Origin of the sequence: Nocardioides lianchengensis, from assembly GCF_900101465.1 — a bacterium.
Classification (GTDB): domain Bacteria; phylum Actinomycetota; class Actinomycetes; order Propionibacteriales; family Nocardioidaceae; genus Nocardioides; species Nocardioides lianchengensis.
This window is the reverse complement of sequence record NZ_FMZM01000011.1, coordinates 147,505-165,951: the sequence shown is the minus strand read 5'-3', so window position 1 is coordinate 165,951 and position 18,447 is coordinate 147,505. Positions and strand designations below refer to the sequence as shown.

16 protein-coding genes are annotated in these 18,447 nt (G+C 73.3%); 9 read left to right on the top strand and 7 right to left on the bottom strand.

Features of this window, described 5'->3' with window-relative positions:
- Positions 1-142 precede the first annotated feature (142 nt).
- On the top strand, positions 143-1,135 hold the full coding sequence (locus BLT76_RS19450; RefSeq protein WP_090859905.1) for a helix-turn-helix transcriptional regulator: 993 nt from the start codon (positions 143-145) through the stop codon (positions 1,133-1,135).
- 92 nt (positions 1,136-1,227) lie between these two features.
- On the opposite strand, the gene BLT76_RS19445 is transcribed toward BLT76_RS19450, so the two are convergent.
- The gene (locus tag BLT76_RS19445) at positions 1,228-2,142 is read right to left on the bottom strand and encodes a diacylglycerol/lipid kinase family protein (protein WP_090859903.1); all 915 of its coding nucleotides are present in this window, start codon (positions 2,140-2,142) and stop codon (positions 1,228-1,230) included.
- Positions 2,143-2,258: 116 nt separating this feature from the next.
- On the opposite strand from BLT76_RS19445, the gene BLT76_RS19440 reads away from it, so the two are divergent.
- Positions 2,259-3,542, top strand: a complete 1,284-nt coding sequence (locus BLT76_RS19440; RefSeq protein WP_090859902.1) for an adenylosuccinate synthase — start codon at positions 2,259-2,261, stop codon at positions 3,540-3,542.
- A 102-nt stretch (positions 3,543-3,644) separates the two neighbouring features.
- On the opposite strand, the gene BLT76_RS19435 is transcribed toward BLT76_RS19440, so the two are convergent.
- Positions 3,645-4,247: a TetR/AcrR family transcriptional regulator gene (locus tag BLT76_RS19435; RefSeq protein ID WP_090859901.1), complete on the bottom strand. Its 603-nt coding sequence runs from the start codon at positions 4,245-4,247 to the stop codon at positions 3,645-3,647.
- A gap of 109 nt (positions 4,248-4,356) precedes the next feature.
- On the opposite strand from BLT76_RS19435, the gene purD reads away from it, so the two are divergent.
- Positions 4,357-5,592: a phosphoribosylamine--glycine ligase gene (gene purD / locus BLT76_RS19430; protein ID WP_090859899.1), complete on the top strand. Its 1,236-nt coding sequence runs from the start codon at positions 4,357-4,359 to the stop codon at positions 5,590-5,592.
- Between the two features lie 64 nt (positions 5,593-5,656).
- On the opposite strand, the gene BLT76_RS19425 is transcribed toward purD, so the two are convergent.
- On the bottom strand, positions 5,657-8,113 hold the full coding sequence (locus BLT76_RS19425; protein ID WP_090859897.1) for a winged helix-turn-helix domain-containing protein: 2,457 nt from the start codon (positions 8,111-8,113) through the stop codon (positions 5,657-5,659).
- A 211-nt stretch (positions 8,114-8,324) separates the two neighbouring features.
- Between BLT76_RS19425 and BLT76_RS19420 the strand changes: the two genes are divergently transcribed.
- Positions 8,325-8,828: a hypothetical protein gene (locus BLT76_RS19420; RefSeq protein WP_090859895.1), complete on the top strand. Its 504-nt coding sequence runs from the start codon at positions 8,325-8,327 to the stop codon at positions 8,826-8,828.
- Between the two features lie 6 nt (positions 8,829-8,834).
- On the top strand, positions 8,835-10,253 hold the full coding sequence (gene purB, locus BLT76_RS19415; RefSeq protein WP_090859892.1) for an adenylosuccinate lyase: 1,419 nt from the start codon (positions 8,835-8,837) through the stop codon (positions 10,251-10,253).
- On the opposite strand, the gene BLT76_RS19410 is transcribed toward purB, so the two are convergent.
- Positions 10,201-11,667: an MFS transporter gene (locus tag BLT76_RS19410; protein WP_090859890.1), complete on the bottom strand. Its 1,467-nt coding sequence runs from the start codon at positions 11,665-11,667 to the stop codon at positions 10,201-10,203. The genes purB and BLT76_RS19410 overlap by 53 nt on opposite strands.
- Positions 11,668-11,940: 273 nt before the next feature.
- On the opposite strand from BLT76_RS19410, the gene BLT76_RS19405 reads away from it, so the two are divergent.
- Positions 11,941-12,534, top strand: coding sequence for an antibiotic biosynthesis monooxygenase (locus tag BLT76_RS19405; protein WP_090859888.1), 594 nt, complete (start codon positions 11,941-11,943; stop codon positions 12,532-12,534).
- A 166-nt stretch (positions 12,535-12,700) separates the two neighbouring features.
- On the opposite strand, the gene BLT76_RS19400 is transcribed toward BLT76_RS19405, so the two are convergent.
- A complete protein-coding gene (locus BLT76_RS19400; protein WP_090859886.1) occupies positions 12,701-13,318 on the bottom strand; it encodes an HIT family protein in 618 nt (205 codons plus the stop codon).
- Positions 13,319-13,366: 48 nt separating this feature from the next.
- Here BLT76_RS19400 and BLT76_RS19395 point away from each other — a divergent pair, with 48 nt between their 5' ends.
- Positions 13,367-14,251: a phosphoribosylaminoimidazolesuccinocarboxamide synthase gene (locus BLT76_RS19395; RefSeq protein WP_090859884.1), complete on the top strand. Its 885-nt coding sequence runs from the start codon at positions 13,367-13,369 to the stop codon at positions 14,249-14,251.
- Positions 14,251-14,664 carry an SRPBCC family protein gene (locus BLT76_RS19390; RefSeq protein ID WP_090859882.1) on the top strand — a complete coding sequence of 138 codons (414 nt, stop codon included), beginning with the start codon at positions 14,251-14,253 and terminating at the stop codon, positions 14,662-14,664. The genes BLT76_RS19395 and BLT76_RS19390 overlap by 1 nt, the downstream gene beginning before the upstream one ends.
- A gap of 292 nt (positions 14,665-14,956) precedes the next feature.
- Here the strand turns inward: BLT76_RS19390 and BLT76_RS19385 are convergent, their stop codons facing one another.
- Together BLT76_RS19385 and BLT76_RS19380 are read right to left on the bottom strand one after the other, a co-directional pair.
- Entirely contained in the window at positions 14,957-15,775 is an 819-nt protein-coding gene (locus tag BLT76_RS19385; protein ID WP_090859880.1) for an ABC transporter permease subunit, read from the bottom strand.
- Positions 15,772-16,686, bottom strand: a complete 915-nt coding sequence (locus BLT76_RS19380; RefSeq protein WP_090859879.1) for an ABC transporter ATP-binding protein — start codon at positions 16,684-16,686, stop codon at positions 15,772-15,774. Before BLT76_RS19380 ends, BLT76_RS19385 begins: the two co-directional genes overlap by 4 nt.
- Before the next feature lie 118 nt (positions 16,687-16,804).
- Here BLT76_RS19380 and BLT76_RS19375 point away from each other — a divergent pair, with 118 nt between their 5' ends.
- Positions 16,805-18,379, top strand: coding sequence for a long-chain-fatty-acid--CoA ligase (locus tag BLT76_RS19375; protein WP_244509493.1), 1,575 nt, complete (start codon positions 16,805-16,807; stop codon positions 18,377-18,379).
- Positions 18,380-18,447: the final 68 nt, after the last annotated feature.

Here is an 18,447-nt window from a genome sequence, read left to right as displayed (position 1 = left end):
GTGCATCCCCCCGGGTGCGCCCGGTCGTCCGGCGCGCCGCCTCCCCCGAGACGGGCAGCGGACCGGCCGACGTCCGCCGATCATGACATTGACCGGTCCGTGCCACCTGGCTATGAACGGCCGCTGGCCCTAAGTTGCCACCATGGCCCGTCAGTCGGCAGAGTCCCTGCTCACCGCCCTGGGGTTCCCGAAGCCCGTCGATCGTCTTTACCACCGCGTCCTCGGGCAGAGCGGCCGCGAGCTGGTCTCGGTGGCCGCGACCCTGCACGTCGAGCTCGAGGACCTGATGGGCGAGCTCGCGCCCCTCCTCGAGCACGGCATCGCCCGGATCGAGGACTCACGGCTGTTCGTCGCCGGCCCGGTGGAGGCGGTGGGTCAGATGCTCACCGAGACAGCTGACTCGGCCGCCCGCGCGCACGCCCAGCTCGACGCGGTCGCGGCGGCGATCCCGTTCCTGACCGCCCCGGCGGCCAAGCCGGCCCCGGGCGAGGTGCTCGACGTCGTACCCCTGGACGGGGAGGTGAGCTCCGGCGGCCAGCCGGTGCAGCTGCTGTCCGCGCTGATCGGGGCGAGCAAGGGCGACCTGCTGTGGCTGCGCCCCGAGCAGTTCCAGCGTCCGCGCGAGGAGGCCATGGCGGCCGTGGTCGCCGCCTGCGTCGCGGAGGGGCGCCAGTCGCGGGCCATCTATCCCGTCCGGGCGCTGACCGAGGCCCGCGAGACCCTGGTGCTGCGGGCCGAGGCGGGCGAGCAGGTGCGGGTGCTGCCCGACCTGCCGACGCGGCTGTTCATCATCGGGACGACGCACGCGATCATGCCGGAGCCGCTCGGCTTCGGCGACGAGCCGCGGACCCTGACCCGCCAGCGCGGCCTGGTCGAGGCGCTCACCCTCTGGTTCGAGGCGCTGTGGGACCGTGCCGTGCCCGTCACGGGGCTCGACGGCCCCGAGACCCGCCCCGACCTGCGGCACTTCCTGCTGCAGCAGCTCGCCACCGGCGCCCAGGACGAGCAGATCGCCCGCCGCCTCGGCGTCAGCCTCCGGACCGTACGGCGCCGCGTCGCCGACATCCTGGCCGAGCTCGGTGCCGACAGCCGGTTCCAGGCGGGCGTCGAGGCGACCCGGCGCGGCTGGCTCTGACGCGCTGCCGCTGGTGGAGATGCGAAGGAAGCCACTGGTTTCGAGGCTCGGGCCTGGCGGCCCTCGCACCTCAACCAGCGGAGAAGCGGAGGTCAGGTCGGGACGATGAGCGAGTACGCCGCCGGCTCGACCCGCCAGGTGCGGGCGCGCTCGGGGCCGTAGATCTCGCCGTCCGCGCTGCACCAGAACTCCTCGCCGCGCACCGACACCGTCGAGCCACGCAGCGCGATGACGTCGTCGCGCGTCTGGTGCCGGCCGCGGACCAGCTGGGCGACGTACCCGAGGCGGGCCAGGGGACCGACCGAGCGGGAGATCATCACGTCGACCCGGCCGTCACCCGGATCGGCGCCGGGCGTGAGCACCGTGCCTCCGCCGACGGAGGAGCCGTTGCCGACGGCGACCATCAGGACGGGCTGGTCGAAGTCGCAGACGACCTCGCCGTCGACCTCGATGCGGACCCGGATGAACGGCGGCTGGACCGCCGCGAGCGCGGCTCCGATCGGGTAGCCCAGCTTGCCGAGGTTGGCCTTGCCGACCCCGACCGCGTGCAGCCGCGTCTTCCAGCGCGCCCCACGGCGACTGGCCTGCGCCCCGGCGCCGGCGTGCACGCTGTTGACCACGATCTCGCCGAGCTCGTCCACGATCAGGTCCATCGGCGCGACCCGGCCCTCCAGGACGACGTGGGCGGCGTCCTCGACGTCGAGCGGGATGCCGTTGCCGCGGGCGAAGTCGTTGCCGGTGCCGAGCGGGAGCAGGCCCAGGACGCTGCCGGCCAGGTCGTGACGCCGGTAGAGCGCCTTGACGACCGCGTGGATGCTGCCGTCCCCGCCCGCCACGACGATGCGCCGCGAGCCGGCCCGGGTCAGCGCGCCGTCGAGCTCGCCGGGGTTGGAGGTGCCGACCACCTCGACCGAGGCGTGCTCGCGCAGCACGGCCAGGGCTCGTCCGAGGGTCTCCTCGTCCGAGGTCCCGGCGTCGCTGTTGGTGATGACGAGGAGGGGGTCCACGCGGCGAACCTATCCCGCGGCCATGAGGGCCGGAGGGCGTTCTTTGGTAGCGTGAGGTCGCAAGAGCTCCGGTGCACTTGTGCCGGGGCCTCTTTTATTTGTGACGAGGAGAGCAGATGCCCGCCATCGCCATCATCGGTGCCCAGTGGGGCGACGAGGGGAAGGGCAAGGCGACCGACCTGCTCGGCAGCCGCGTCGACCACGTCGTGAAGTTCAACGGCGGCAACAACGCGGGCCACACGGTCGTGATCGGCGACGAGAAGTACGCCCTGCACCTGCTGCCCAGCGGCATCCTCAGCCCCAACGTCACCCCGGTGATCGGCAACGGCGTCGTGGTCGACCTGGAGGTCCTCTTCCAGGAGATCGATGCCCTGGAGGCCCGCGGCCTCGACACCAGCCGGCTGAAGGTCAGCGCGAACGCCCACGTCATCGCCAGCTACAACCGGGCCCTCGACAAGGTCACCGAGCGCTTCCTCGGCAGCCGCCGCCTGGGCACCACCGGCCGCGGCATCGGTCCGACGTACGCCGACAAGATGAACCGGGTCGGCATCCGGATCCAGGACATCTTCGACGAGAAGATCCTGCGCCAGAAGGTCGAGGCGGTCCTCGAGCACAAGAACCAGGTGCTCTCCAAGATCTACAACCGCCGGGCCGCCACGGTCGACGCCGTCGTCGAGGAGCTCCTCGAGTACGCCGACCGGCTGGCCCCGATGGTCTGCGACACCGGACTGCTGCTCAACCAGGCCCTCGACCGTGACGAGGTCGTGCTGCTGGAGGCCGGCCAGGCCACCCTGCTCGACGTCGACCACGGCACCTACCCGTTCGTGACCTCGTCGTCGGCCACCGCCGGCGGCGCCTGCACCGGCTCCGGCATTCCGCCGATGCGCATCGACCAGGTCATCGCCATCGTGAAGGCCTACACGACCCGCGTCGGCGAGGGCCCGTTCCCGACCGAGCTCTTCGACGATCACGGCGAGCACCTCCGCAAGGTCGGCGCCGAGTACGGCACCACCACCGGCCGTCCCCGCCGCTGCGGTTGGTACGACGCTGTCATCGCCCGCTACGCCGCCCGCGTCAACGGCGTCACCGACTTCGTGCTCACCAAGCTCGACGTGCTCACCGGCCTCGACCAGGTCCCGGTCTGCGTCGCGTACGACGTCAACGGGGTCCGCCACGACGAGATGCCGGTCAACCAGACCGACTTCCACCACGCCGTGCCGGTCTACGAGTACTTCCCCGGCTGGTGGGAGGACATCAGCGAGGCGCGCACCTTCGAGGACCTCCCGCAGAACGCCCAGGACTACGTGCTGGCCGTCGAGAAGATGTCAGGCGCGCGGATCTCGGTGATCGGCGTCGGTCCGTCGCGGGCCGCCACGATCGTGCGGCACGAGCTGATCTGATCAACCGGCGGTCGAGGAGGTCGCGCAGCGACCGTCTCGAATCCCCGGAGACTCGGGCAGCTTCGTCGCCTGGGGGGTTTCGAGACGGGACTTCGTCCCTCCTCAACCACCGGGGGTGGGGGTGAGGCCCGCGACCTGGCGGGCCGTGGCCCGGAAGGTGTCGGCGACGCTGTCGCCGTCGAGGTAGCCGCCGACCAGCATCGCGTCGCGCAGCAGCACCAGCGCGGCGGCGACCTGAGCGGGGTCGCCCACGCCGGCGGCGGTGGTCAGCTCGGTCAGGGTCTGCCGGAACCAGTCGCGGTGGCGTCGTACGACGGCGCGCACCGGGCTCGCGGGGTCCGGGAACTCGGCGCTGGCGTTGATGAACGGGCAGCCGCGGGTGTGCAGCCGGGTCGCGTCCTGGGCGATGCCCTCGATGACGGCGGCGAGCAGCTCGGGCGGTGAGCCACCGGCGGCCTCGGCGTCGGCGACGAGCTGCTTGACGGTGGCGTCCTCCAGCTCGAGGTACGCCGTCACCAGCGCCTCCTTGCCGGGGAAGTGGCGGTACATCGTGGCCCGGGTGACCCCGGCCTCGGCGAGCACGCGGTCCACCCCGACGCCGTTGATGCCCTCGCGGTAGAAGAGCGACGCCGCCGTGCGGAGCAGTCGCGCGCGCGGCTCGGAGGGGCGCCGGGTCGCGGTGCGGCCGGGGTGGGTGGGGGGCACGCCGGCCAGCGTAGGTCGCACCCCCTCAGGGGTTCGGGCGCGGAACTTGGGTCCCGCCGACGAGTGGGGCGGTCGGCCCCCGGCGTGGACGCCGTTAGGCTGTCGCGTCGTGAAGACGCTCGTGATCGGCACCGGTGGCCGCGAACACGCCCTTGCCCGTGCCCTGGCGCGGGACCCGGGCGTCACCGAGGTGCACGCCGCACCCGGCAACCCGGGCATCGCCGCGGTCGCCACCCTCCACGACGTCGACCCGATGGACGGCGAGGCGGTCGCCGCCCTCGCCCTCGACCTCGGTGTCGACCTGGTCGTCGTCGGCCCGGAGGCGCCGCTCGTCGCCGGCGTCGCCGACGCGGTCACCACTCGCGGCATCCCCGTCTTCGGCCCCTCGGCCTCGGCCGCCCGCCTGGAGGGCTCCAAGGCGTTCGCCAAGGACGTGATGGCCGCCGCCGGCGTCCCGACCGCCGCGGCTCGCTCCTGTACCACCGCCGAGCAGGTGGCCGCCGCCCTCGACGAGTACGGCGCGCCGTACGTCGTGAAGGACGACGGCCTCGCCGCCGGCAAGGGGGTCGTGGTCACCACCGACCGCCAGGAGGCGCTCGACCACGCGGCCCAGTGCGAGCGGGTGCTCATCGAGGAGTACCTCGACGGCCCCGAGGTCTCGCTGTTCGCCATCACCGACGGCCGCACGGTCTACCCGCTGCAGCCGGCGCAGGACTTCAAGCGGATCTTCGACGGCGACGCCGGCCCGAACACCGGCGGCATGGGCGCCTACACGCCGCTGCCGTGGGCGCCGCCCGGCCTGGTCCAGGAGGTCCTGGCGAGCGTCCTGCAGCCCACCGTCGACGAGATGGCCCGCCGCGGCGCCCCGTTCGCCGGCCTCCTGTACGCCGGCCTCGCGCTCACCTCCCGCGGCGTCCGGGTCGTCGAGTTCAACGCCCGCTTCGGCGACCCCGAGACCCAGCCGCTGCTCGCGCTGCTCGACAGCCCGCTCAGCCCGCTGCTCCTCGGCGCCGCCACCGGCACCCTCGCCGAGGTCCCGCCGCCCGCCTGGAGGTCCGGCTCCGCGGTGGGCGTGGTGCTGGCCAGCAAGGGCTACCCCGAGACCGCCAGCAAGGGCGACCCGATCACCGGCGTCGACTCCGCCGAGGCGCTCGCCGGCGTGCACGTCATTCAGGCCGGGACCGCCGTGGTCGACGGCCAGCTCGTCACCGCCGGCGGCCGGGTCCTGGCCGTGGTCGGCACGGGCGCCGACGTCGCTGCCGCCCGCGACGCGGCGTACGCCGGGGTCGCCCGGATCGACTTCCCCGGCGCTCAGCACCGCACGGACATCGCCGGGTCGGTCTAGCCCTTCGCGGTTGGTCCTCCGTCGTCGGGCCACCGGGTCTCGAGCCGGTCGCTGCGCGACCTCCTCAGCCACCGGGTGGGTGGTCCAGCGCCGCGGCCAGCTCGGGTGGCAGGGCCACCAGCGCCTCCTCGTCGCCGGCGCGCGCCGCGGCGACGCGGGCCAGCAGGCCGGTCTCCGCCCCGAGGGCCTCGGTCACGGCCGCGTCCGCGGGCCCGTCGGTGACGGCGAGGACGCTCAGGACGCACCAGTCGTGCAGGGGGCGCGGCGGCGGAGCGTCGTCGGCCAGGGCGACCAGGAACCGCAGGGCACCGGCCCGGTCGCCCGCGCCGACGGCGACGGCCGCCCGGCGGGCCCGGTGGTGGAGGGCCAGGGTGCCGGTCGGCTCGTCGGCCCCCGTGGCGTCGGCGACGACCGCGTCGAGGTCGGCCGCTGCGCCCTCGTGGTCGCCGGCCCGGGCGCGCGCGGCCGCGAGGTCGGACCGGAGGAAGCGGACGGTGTGCGCGCTCGCGCCGTACGTCGTGACCGCCTCGGGGAGGAGTCGCTCGAGCTCACGAACCTGCTCGTCATACCGGCCCTGGCGGCCGAGGTCACGGCCCAGCCAGGCCCGGGCCCGCAGCAGGTCGGTCTGGCCGGGCGCGCCGACCTCCTCCAGATCGGCGACCAGGGCCACGACCTCCTCGGCCGCCGGCTCGGGCGAGCCCGCCCAGCCCCGGACCACGGCCTGGGACTGCCGGAGGCGGAGCGTGGTCGGGTCGATGGCGCCGAGGGCGTCGACCGCGTCGGCGACGACCTCCTCGTGGAGCGCCAGGCTGCCGGCGACGTCCCCGGCCATCGCGGTCGCCCAGGCCAGGTCGCCCCGGGCGGCGAGGCTGGCGGGGTGCAGCCGGCCGGCGTGCTCGCCCCGGAGGTCGACGAGCAGCTCGTGCAGCTCGCGCGCGTGGTCGAACGCGCCCTGGCCGGTGTGCTCGGCGGCCAGCGCGGCGATGGTGGTGTCGAGGGGGCGGAGCAGCCCCGTCTCACCGGCGGCCGGGGCGAGCCCGGCCAGGGCGGCCCGGGTCGCGGCCGGGTCGCGGTGCGCGTCCCAGGTGACGGCGGTCAGGTCGAGCAGGACGGCCTCCGGGGCGGTCAGCCCGCTCCCGTCCGCCGCGCGGAGCAGCGCGCCGACGGCCTCCGCGAGGTCGCCCGTCGATCCGTCCCGCGCGCGGTCGACCAGCTCGACGAGGTCGGTCCCGAGGTAGGTCAGGTCCTCGCGGGCCTGCCACTGGTGGGCGAGCAGCTGGAGGCCGTCGACGTCCCGACGCAGTGCCGGGTTGGGGGTGAGGGGCTCGGAGACCCGGTCCAGGGTCGCCGCGAGCTCGCGGAGCAGGTCCGTGCCCGGCGGCTCGGCCGGTCGGTGCCGCTCGCGCTCCGCGGGGTCCAGCAGGACGCGAAGGAGAGCGGCGGCCTGCGCGAGCGGCTGCGTCTGCCCCGAGCGGTCCTGGACGTGGTGGCGCAGCAGCGGGTCGCGGAGCCGGTACCAGGTCCGGCGCCGGTCGCCGGTCCGCAGCTTCGCGCTCGTGACCCACCCGCCCGCGGCCAGTCGCTTCAGCGTGGTCGAGGTGACGGCCTGGCCGAGGTCGGCCCGGTCGCTCAGGTCCCCGACCGTGAGCGTCGTCGAGCCGCCGTCGGCGAGGGCGCGGACCACCCGCTGCTCGTTCGGGGGCAGCTCCCACAGCAGCTGCTGGTGGTGGGGCACCAGCCGCTCCACGAGCCGGACGACGGCCGGGGTCAGCTCGTCGAGGGACCGCTCGTCCAGCAACCCGGCCAGGATCGTCCAGGATCGCGGCGAGCCTCCGGTCAGGTGGCCGAGCGCCGCGAGTCGGGCGCGGCCGGTCGCGCCGGCGAGGAGCTCGGCGGCCGCGTGGTCGCCGCGGTCGCGGGCCAGCAGCGTGACCAGCTCGGTCGCATCGTCGGCGGCGAGGGCGGTCAGGGCCAGGTCGGTGAAGGTGCCCGACCAGTCCTCCTCCCGGAGCGCATCCGGCACGGTCGAGGTGGTCGCCAGGACGAGGGTCCCGGACGACCGGAGCCAGGCCCGCAGGTCGCGGCGGCCCGCCGGACCGAGGTTGCCCAGCACCCGGTCGAGGTTCTCGACGGTCAGCAGCAGTACCCGGTCGCCGAGGGCGTTCCGAACCGCGGCAGCGCGATCGTCGGTGGTCGCCGACCCCAGCGTGGTCAGCACGGCGTCGAGCACGTCGGCGAGTCTGGTCACGCCCAGTCCGTCCTCGGGGACGCCCGCGACGGCGTACCGCCCGGCGAGGTCGGGGTCGTCCAGCAGTGCCGCGACCGCGACCGCGAGCAGGTGGCTCTTGCCGGAGCCGCGGGGGCCGATCAGCAGGCTGTGCTCCCGGCGGCGTCCCGTGGCGGCGGTCCGGAAGGTGCCCACGAGGTGGTCGAGCAGGTCGTCGCGGCCGACCGTGCGCCGCCGCAGGTCGCGTGCGTCCTCGCCTGCCGGCGTGAACGGGCGGGGAGCGCCAGTGGCCATGGCAACAACCTAGCAAGATTGGTATCTAAAGACCCCGATATCTATCCAGCGTGTGAGGTACTGCGAAGCGGGTTCGAGAGGCGCTGGGAGTGGCTGTCCGAGTAGTAGGGAGAGGGGGCCACCCGGCGCCTTCTCCCTACTACTCGACGGGCCCCTCCACAGATCTCGGCGCGGCCCCCCGAGCGGAGGCCGAGGCACCTACCGTCGCCGGATGCTGATGACCCGACGCGCCGCCGAGCGCCGGCTGGCGACCATCGGGCTCGCGCGCCGCCATGCGACCCAGGTTCTGCAGGCGGGACTGGCCGGGAGACCCGAGATCACGACCTCCGCGCTCCTGTACGACGCCGACGCGGTCGATGCGCTGGTCGCCCGGGCGCCGCTGACCGTCGCCGAGGTGCTGGACACCTGCCCGCAGGGACTCGTCGTGGCCCGGCGGACCACGAGCTGCCTCGACGATCTCGTCGACGGGTGGGACTTCGGGGAGGTCATCGGCAGCTGGATCAATCTGCGTGCCGCGGAGCACGGGCACGTTCCCCTCGTCACGACCCGGGTCGGCGACGACCCGAGTCGTCCGAAGAGCACCCTGACCCTCCGTCCCGCCACCGGCTGGGTGGAGGCGATGAGCGGCCGCCGTCTCGCGCGCGGGCCGGGACGGCCGTGGTCGCTGGTGGGCTTCGACGCATTGCCGAGCGAGGATCGGCACGTGGGAGGATGACGCACCGTGACCGTCCCCAACGTCCTCGCCACCCGCTACGCCGGGGCCGACCTCGCGGCCATCTGGTCGCCCGAGCACAAGATCGTCCTGGAGCGCCAGCTCTGGATCGCGGTCCTGAAGGCCCAGCGCGACCTCGGGATCGACGTCCCCGACGGGGTCGTCGAGGCCTACGAGAAGGTCGTCGACCAGGTCGACCTGGCGTCGATCGCCGCCCGTGAGCGGATCACCCGCCACGACGTGAAGGCGCGGATCGAGGAGTTCGCCGACCTCGCCGGTCACGAGCACATCCACAAGGGCATGACCTCGCGCGACCTCACCGAGAACGTGGAGCAGCTCCAGCTCAAGCAGTCCCTGGAGCTCGTCCGCGACCGGGCCGTGGCCACCCTCGCGCGGCTCGCGCGGCTGGCCGCCGAGCACGAGACGACGGTGATGGCCGGCCGCAGCCACAACGTCGCCGCCCAGGCGACCACGCTCGGCAAGCGGTTCGCGACCGTCGCCGACGAGATGCTGATCGCGCTCGAGCGGGTCGAGGACCTCCTCGGGCGCTACCCGCTGCGCGGCATCAAGGGCCCGATGGGCACCGCCCAGGACATGCTCGACCTGCTCGACGGCGACGGCGCCAAGCTGGCCGAGCTGGAGCAGCGGGTCGCCGCCCACCTCGGCTTCGAGCGGGTGCTGACCAGCGTCGGCCAGGTCTACCCGCGCTCGCTCGACTACGACGTGGTCACCGCGCTCGCCCAGCTGGTCGCCGGTCCCTCCAACCTCGCGACGACCGTCCGGCTGATGGCCGGCAACGAGGTCGTCACCGAGGGCTTCAAGGAGGGCCAGGTCGGCTCCTCGGCGATGCCGCACAAGATGAACAGCCGCTCCTGCGAGCGGGTCAACGGCCTCGCCGTCGTGGTCCGCGGCTACGTCTCGATGGTCGGCGAGCTCGCCGGCGACCAGTGGAACGAGGGCGACGTCTCCGACTCCGTCGTACGACGGGTCGCGCTGCCCGACGCGTTCTTCGCGACCGACGGCCTGTTCCAGACCTTCCTCACGGTGCTCGACGAGTTCGGCGCCTTCCCGGCGGTCATCCAGCGCGAGCTGGACCGCTACCTGCCCTTCCTCGCGACCACCAAGGTGCTGATGGCCGCGGTCCGCAACGGGGTCGGCCGCGAGTCGGCCCACGAGGCGATCAAGGAGGCCGCGGTCGGCACCGCGCTCGACATGCGGAAGGGCCAGGCCGAGAACGACGTGTTCGCCCGGCTGGCCGCCGACGTGCGCCTGGGGCTGACCGCCGAGCAGCTGGCCGGTCTGGTCGCCGACCCGATCACCTTCACCGGTGCGGCGGTCGACCAGGTCCAGACCGTCGTACGGCGGGTCGCCGAGGTCAGCGCCCGCTACCCGCAGGCGGCGTCGTACGCGCCTGGCGCCATCCTCTGAACGCCATCGCCAGGGCGACGAGCACCAGCCCGGCGCCGGTGAGCAGCGCGGCCCGGAGTGCTGCGTCGGTCGAGACGCTGTCGGCGCTGACCTGGTAGACGGTCACCAGCAGGGCGGCGCCGATCGAGGCGCCGATCCGCTGGCCGGTCTGCAGGGCGCCGCCGGCGGCGCCGCCCATCCGCGGTGGCACCTCGGCGAGCGTCAGGGTGATGTTGGGCGAGACGACCGCGCCGCCGCCGAGGCCGGTGAGCAGCAGGGTCGGCAGCAGCCAGGGCCAGATCGGGTCGCGGCCGGGTGCGAGCAGCGCCACCAGGACCACGCCGACGACCATCACCGCGAGAGCCGCGACGGTCAGGATCCGCCCGGCGTCGGAGACGTACCGGCCGGCCAGCGGCGCGCCGATCGCCGAGCCGACCGCGAACGGCATGATCGCCAGCCCGGCCTGGAGCGGCGAGAGGCCGAGCGACTCCTGCAGGTGGATCGAGAGCACCAGCAGCAGGCCGGTGAAGCCGGTGAAGTAGAGCGCGCCGATGGCCAGCCCGTTCACGTAGCCGGGCAGTGTGCGCAGCAGCCGGAGGTCGAGGAGCGGCGGGTGACCCCGGTGCGTCGTACGGTGCTCCCAGCGGACGAACGCCCAGCCGAAGAGCGGCACCCCGGCCAGCAGCACCAGCGGCAGCCGGTGGCCGCCCTCGATCGAGACGACCGGGTAGAGCAGGCAGAGCACGGTCAGCCCCAGCAGCACCGCCCCGGGTACGTCGATCCGGTTGTCGGCCGGCTCGGAGTCCGGGCGGCGCTTCGGCACCATCCGCAGGACCGCGACCGCGGCCACCAGCCCGATCGGGACGTTGACCAGGAACAGCCAGCGCCAGCCGTCCTCCTCGCCGGCCGCCGCGATGATCAGCCCGCCCAGGACCGGCCCGGTCGCCGAGGCGGTCGAGACCGTGAACCCGAACAGCCCGAACGCCTTGGCCCGCTCGCGGCCGCGGAAGAGCTGCTGGATCAGCCCGGAGTTCTGCGGGGTGAGGAGCCCCGCGAACGCGCCCTGGGCCAGCCGGGCCAGGATCACCAGCGGAGCGTTCGGCGCCAGCCCGACCGCGGCGCTCGCCACCGTGAACCCGGCCAGCCCGATCAGCATCATCCGGCGCCGGCCGTGGGCGTCGCCGAGCCGGCCGCCCGCGACCAGGGTCAGCCCGAAGGCCAGCGCGTAGCCCGAGACCACCCACTGCACCGTCCCCGCCGAGGTGTCGAGCCCGTCCTGCATCGACGGGATGGCCACGTTGACGATCGAGACGTCGAGCAGCGACATGAAGCCGACGACCAGCGACACCCCGAGGATCCGCCAGCGCCGCGGGTGCGGCTCGTACCCCTCGTCCTGCTCCTCGTGCGGGCGGTCGTCCACGAGGTGCTCGGTCACGGGTCCTGTGTACCCACCCGCCCCTCGGTGGTTGAGCAGGTTGCGCAGCAACCGTGTCGAAACCCGGTGACCCGACAACTGGCGTCCGGGAGACCGACGATCGGCCCACCGGGTTTCGAGACGGGACTTCGTCCCTCCTCAACCACCGGGGCGACGGGACTTCGTCCCTCCTCAACCACCGGGGCGACAGGGCCCGCGCGATGATGGGGGCATGACTGCCGTCGACGTCCGCCCCGGCCCGGACACCGGGGCGCGCACCTTCGAGGTGCGCGGATGAGCGAGCCCGTCACCGTCTCCATCACCCGCCACCTCGAGCCCGGGCACGAGCCCGAGATGCTCAGCTGGCTGCAGGCCGGTACGGCGCTGGCCCAGCAGTTCCCCGGCTTCCTCGGCTCCGGCTGGGTGCGTCCCGAGGCGGGCTCGACGGAGTGGCACATGCTCTACCGGTTCGCCGACCAGGACTCGCTGCTCGGGTGGGAGCAGTCCCACGAGCGGCAGTGGTGGCGCTCGTCGGCGGCCGGGCTCGGCGTCGTCGAGTCGCGGGTCGAGCGTCGTACGGGCATCGAGGGCTGGTTCGACCCGCCCACCACCCGCGACGTCGAGGACCTGCGCCCGGCGCCCACGCCTCCGCCGCGGTGGAAGCAGGCGAGCGTGATCTTCCTGGTCTTCTTCCCGCTGAGCCTGCTGGTCAACGTCGCCACCAGCCATCTGATCCCGGGCTGGCCGCTCCCGCTCCGCGTCTTCGTCACCATCGCGGTGATGACCCCGGTGATGACGTACGCCGCGCTGCCGTGGATCACCAAGCGGATGGAGTGGTGGCTGCAGGGCCGACCGGCCCCTTGGCGCCGTACCCCCACCGGTGGTTGAGGAGGGACGAAGTCCCGTCTCGAAACCCCCGCAGCAGACCGGTGGTTGAGGAGGGACGAAGTCCCGTCTCGAAACCCCCGCAGCAGACCGGTGGTTGAGGAGGGACGAAGTCCCGTCTCGAAACCCCCGCAGCCCGACCGCTAAGCGGAACCCTCAGCCGCCCCCCTCAGGCCCGGGCGTGCCCGCCCCAGTTGGCCAGCTTGGTGGCGACCGTGTGCAGGTCGGCACGCCACACGTCCTCCGGCCCGGGCGGCAGCACGGCGTCCCACTCGACGGCGTACGACCCGAGCACCTGCCCCAGGCGCGCCGTCCGGGCGATGACCCACAGGTGGAAGTGCGAGCCGCCGTCGCCCCAGCGGTCGACGTGCACGCGGCCGATGTTCGGCAGGCTGCCGATGATCCGGGTCAGTCGCACGCTGATCCGGCCCAGTTCGGAGGCGAGCTCGTCGCTGAGGTCGGGCATGTCCAGGTGCTCGCGGGTGTGCAGCATCAGCAGCACCGGCAACCCGGAGGGCGCGCCCTCGTGGGTGAGCACCCAGTGCTCGTCCTCCCACACCACCCGATCGGGGTCGAAGCCGGCGCACGAGCCGCACGGCTTCTCGGGCGACTCTCCCCAGCGCGGGGGCTCGTCGGCGGGCGGCTGCAGCACCTTCGGTACGACGGCGCCCCCCTCCGCCTGCCAGGGGAAGACGTCCCACTCGCCGATGGACGGCAGCGGCAGGTGCCCGCCCTCCCCGACGGCGGCGACGACGCGGGCGTAGACCTCTTCCGCAGACTCAGCCATGCCGCAGCCTCCCACGCCCGGTCCGGCGGCCGTCACTAGGCTGGGGCCGTGGCCGACCTCAACATCCCCGCCGCCCCTGCGATCGAGGGCGCCGAGCACCTGCACTCGGGCAAGGTGCGCGACCTCTACACGCTGCCGTCGGGCGAGCTGCTGATGGTCGCGAGCGACCGGATCTCGGCGTACGACTTCGTCCTCGACACGACCATCCCCGACAAGGGCGAGATCCTCACCCGGATGTCGCTGTGGTGGTTCGACCAGCTCCGCGAGATCGTCGACAACCACATCGTCTCCACCGACGTGCCGGACTCCGTCCGGGGCCGGGCCGTGGTCTGCGAGCGGCTGGAGATGTTCCCCGTCGAGTGCGTCGCCCGCGGCTACCTCACCGGCTCCGGCCTCCGCGAGTACGACGAGACCGGCGAGGTGTGCGGGCTCGCGCTCCCGGCCGGCCTGGTCGACGGGAGCCGGCTGCCGGGCGCGATCTTCACCCCGGCCACGAAGGCGGCCGTCGGCGACCACGACGAGAACGTCTCCTTCGAGGCCGTCGTCGGCGAGGTCGGCGCCGACGTCGCCGAGCGGCTGCGCGACCTGACCCTGCGCGTCTACACGCGGGCCGAGGAGCTGGCCCGCGAGCGCGGGATCATCCTGGCCGACACCAAGTTCGAGTTCGGCCGCCGAGCCGACGGCACCACCGTGCTCGCCGACGAGGTCCTCACCCCCGACTCCTCGCGCTTCTGGCCGGCGGCCGAGTGGACGCCGGGCGCCCCGCAGCCGTCGTTCGACAAGGACGTCGTCCGCGGCTGGCTGACCTCGCCCGCGTCCGGCTGGGACCGCACCTCCGGGGAGGCGCCGCCGCCGCTGCCGGTCGAGGTCGTCGAGCGCACCCGCGCCCGCTACGTCGAGGCCTACGAGCTGCTCACCGGCCAGACCTTCTGATGGTCCACTTCCGGGTGTCGCCCGAGGCCGCGTTCGACTACCTGGTCGAGCCGGCCAATCGACCCGCCTGGCAGTCCAGCCTGGCGCGGGTCGAGGACGTCTCGCCCGGCCCGGCCGTCGGCCAGACCTGGGTCGACGTCACCACGCCCGGGCTCCGGCCGCAGATGGAGACCACCGCCCTCGACCGTCCGCACCGCTGGACCGAACGCGGCACCTGGCGCGGCTTCTCGGCCGAGCTGACCCTCGACTTCGCGCCCGCCCCCGGCGGCTGCGAGGTCGAGCCCACGATGACTCTCCGGGCCACCGGTCTCGCCGCCCCGCTCGCGCGCGCCCTGTCGGCGGCCGCGCCGTACGCCGTCCGGTCCGACCTGAAGCGCGCCGCCCGCCTCCTCGCCGCCGGCGACGGTGGTTGAGCAGGGAAGGACGAAGTCCTGACCGTGTCGAAACCCCTGCACCCGAGCGCCGTGGTCGGGTTGCGGGGGTTTCGACACGGTTGCTAGCGCAACCTGCTCAACCACCGGTGGGGTCGGTGGTTGAGGAGGGACGAAGTCCCGTCTCGAAACCCGTCCCGTCCCGGTGGTTGAGGAGGGACGAAGTCCCGTCTCGAAACCCGGTGGGCCGACAGTCGGTCTCCGGGGCCGACTGCCGCCTCACCGGGTTTCGAGACGGCTTCGGGTGCAACCTGCTCGACCACCGGCGGCGTGGTCAGGCGTCGCGGCGGACCAGGGCCCACCACCCCGCGGCGAGCACGACAACGGTCTCCAGGACGAGTACGCCGAAGCCGGTCCAGGGACCGAGCGCCTCGGGGTTGAACGAGACCGGGGTGGCGATGGTCATGCCGGCGTTGCCGGGGAGCAGCTTGGACACCCACTCGCCCCAGGTGCCGGGCAGCAGGTTGGCCATGGTGCCGACCACGAAGACCGTGCCGAGCACGATCGAGAGCGCGGCCGCCGTGTGCCGCACGAGCAGGCCGACGGCGGCGGTCAGCAGACCGAGGGTGGCGAGGTAGAGCCCGTTCCCGAAGAGCGCCCGTACGACGCCGTCGCCGTCGAGCGGCACGCCCACGCCGGCCCGGTCGAGGAAGAAGTTGCCGGCCAGGTAGCCCGCGAACGCGGTCACCGTGCCCGCGACCAGCAGCACGCCGGTCAGCACGACGGCCTTGGCGGCCAGCACCCGCCCGCGCCGCGGGACGGCGGCCAGCGTGGAGCGGATCATCCCGGTGCCGTACTCGCTGGTGACCACCATCGCGCCGAGCACGACGCCGGTCACCTGCGCCAGCATCATCCCCCAGGTCACGAACGAGCCGGGCGACTCGTCGGCGTCGCCGCTGGCCAGCCAGTCCGCGCTCGAGGCGCAGATCATCGCGGTCAGCCCGACGCCGAGGACGACCAGCGCGACCAGCGACCAGCGGGTGCTGCGGACGCTCCAGAACTTGATCCACTCGCCGTGCAGCACCCGCCCGAAGGTCTGCGGCGGGTACGACGCGGTCGCCCGCTCGGTGGTCCCGATGGCGGTGGCGCTCATGCCGCTGCTCCCGTCGTGGCGTGGTAGTCGACGCTGTCCGCGGTCAGCGTCATGAAGGCCTCCTCCAGCGACGAGCTGACGACGGTGAGCTCGTGCAGGGTCAGCCCGGCGGCTGCCGCGGTGTCGCCGATCGTCACCGCGTCGCGGCCGTCGACGCGCAGTTCCCCGTCGTACGCGGTGACGGCGAGGCCCCGCGCCTGCAGCGTCTCGGCCAGGACCACCTGCTGCGGGCTCCGCACCCGCACGTACGACGCCGCGTGCTCGCTGATGAAGTCCGACATCGAGCAGTCGGCGAGGATCCGGCCCCGGCCGATCACGAGCAGGTGGTCGGCGGTCAGCGCCATCTCCGACATCAGGTGGCTCGAGACCATCACCGTGCGGCCCTCAGCGGCCAGCTCGCGGGCCAGGGTGCGGACCCAGCGGATGCCCTCGGGGTCCAGGCCGTTCACCGGCTCGTCGAGCACGATCACCGGCGGGTCGCCGAGCAGCGCGGCGGCGATGCCGAGCCGCTGGCCCATGCCGAGCGAGAACTTGCCGACCCGCCGGGCCGCGACGGCCCCGAGACCGACCTGCTCCAGGACGGCGTCCACGCGCGAGCGCGGGATGCCGTTGGTCGCGGCCAGCCAGCGCAGGTGGTCGAGCGCGGACCGGCCCGGGTGGACCGACCGGGCCTCGAGCAGCGCGCCGACCTCGCGCAGCGGCGCGGGGGTGTCGGCGTACCGGTGGTCGTTGACGCGGACCTCGCCCGCGGTGGGCCGGTCCAGCCCGATCACCATCCGCATGGTGGTGGACTTGCCGGCGCCGTTGGGCCCCAGGAAGCCGGTCACCAGTCCGGGGCGGACGGTGAAGTCGATGCCGTCGACGGCGGTGGTCTCGCCGTACGTCTTCGTGAGCGCTCGCGCGGTGATCATGACCCTCAGCCTCGCGCTGCCCGGACCCACCGGCATCGGGAGCGAGCCCCGGCGTACCCCTGAGTCGACCCTGAGCCGGCCTCGGGGTCCGGGGGTAGGTTGGCGACCATCCCCTTTCGTGACGGAGGCCACGTTGAGCTACAACCTGTCGACCTTTCTCGAGGACAGTGCGCGGCAGTACGCCGACCGCGACGCGATCGTGTTCGGGGACACCCGGCTCACCTACGCGCAGGTCGACGGGGCCGCCAACCTGGTCGCCAACCTGCTGACCTCGCGCGGGATCGAGCCCGGCGACAAGGTCGCGCTGAGCTGCCCGAACCTGCCCTACTTCACGATCGTCTACTTCGGCATCCTCAAGGCCGGCGCGACCGTGGTGCCGCTCAACGTCCTGCTCAAGGGCCGTGAGGTGGCCTACCACCTCGGCGACTCCGACGCGAAGGCCTACTTCTGCTTCCAGGGCACCCCCGAGCTGCCCATCGGCCAGGAGGGGTACGCCGGCTTCCAGGACGCCGAGGGCTGTGAGCACTTCTTCGTGATCACCGCCGACCCCGGTGCGGACTCGCCGATCGAGGGCACCGAGACGCTGATGCAGGCCGCAGCGGGGCAGCCCTCGACCTTCACCTCGGTCGCCACCGACGAGGACGACACCGCGGTCATCCTCTACACCTCCGGCACCACGGGCCAGCCCAAGGGCGCCGAGCTGCGGCACCGCAACATGCGCGACAACGCGCTGGCCAGCAAGGACCTCTTCGGCGCCGACGCGGACAAGCCCGACACCTACCTGTGCGTGCTGCCGCTCTTCCACTCCTTCGGCCAGACGGTCATCCAGAACGGTGCCTTCGCCTTCGGCGGCACCGTCGTGATGCTGCCGCGCTTCGAGGCCGAGCCGGCGCTGGGCCTGATGCTGAAGGAGGGCGTCACCTTCTTCGCTGGCGTCCCCACCATGTACTGGGGCCTGCTCGGCGCGCTCACCCCCGACACGGACGTGTCGACGCTGGCGCAGAACCTCCGGGTCGCGGCCGCCGGCGGCTCGGCGCTGCCGGTCGAGGTGCACAAGGACTTCGAGAAGCGCTTCGGCGTCACCATCCTCGAGGGCTACGGCCTCTCCGAGACCTCGCCGGTGGCGTCGTTCTCCCACTACGGCGAGCCCGCCCGCGTCGGCTCGGTCGGCACCCCGATCCCCGGCGTCGAGATGACCCTGCTCGACCCGGAGAGCTGGGACGAGGTCGAGTGGACGCCCGACGCGATCGGCGAGATCGCCATCAAGGGCCACAACATCATGAAGGGCTACCACGGCCGGCCGGAGGCGACCGACGAGGTGCTGCGGGACGGCTGGTTCCGCTCCGGAGACCTCGGCCGCCGCGACGAGGACGGCTGGTACTACATCGTCGACCGCTCCAAGGACATGATCATCCGCGGCGGCTTCAACGTGTACCCGCGCGAGATCGAGGAGGTCCTCCTCACCCACCCGGACGTCTCGCTGGCCGCCGTCGTCGGCGTCCCGCACGACAGCCACGGCGAGGAGATCAAGGCGTACGTCATCCTCAACGACGGCGCCTCCGTCTCGCCCGAGGAGCTGGTGGCCTGGGGCAAGGAGCAGATGGCGGCCTACAAGTACCCCCGCCAGGTGGAGGTCGTCGACAGCCTCCCGATGACCGCGACGGGCAAGATCCTCAAGCGCGAGCTCACCTGACGCCCCCGCTGGTGGTTGAGGTGTGAGGCGCGCCAGCGCCGAGCCTCGAAACCCGGTGAGACGTACGA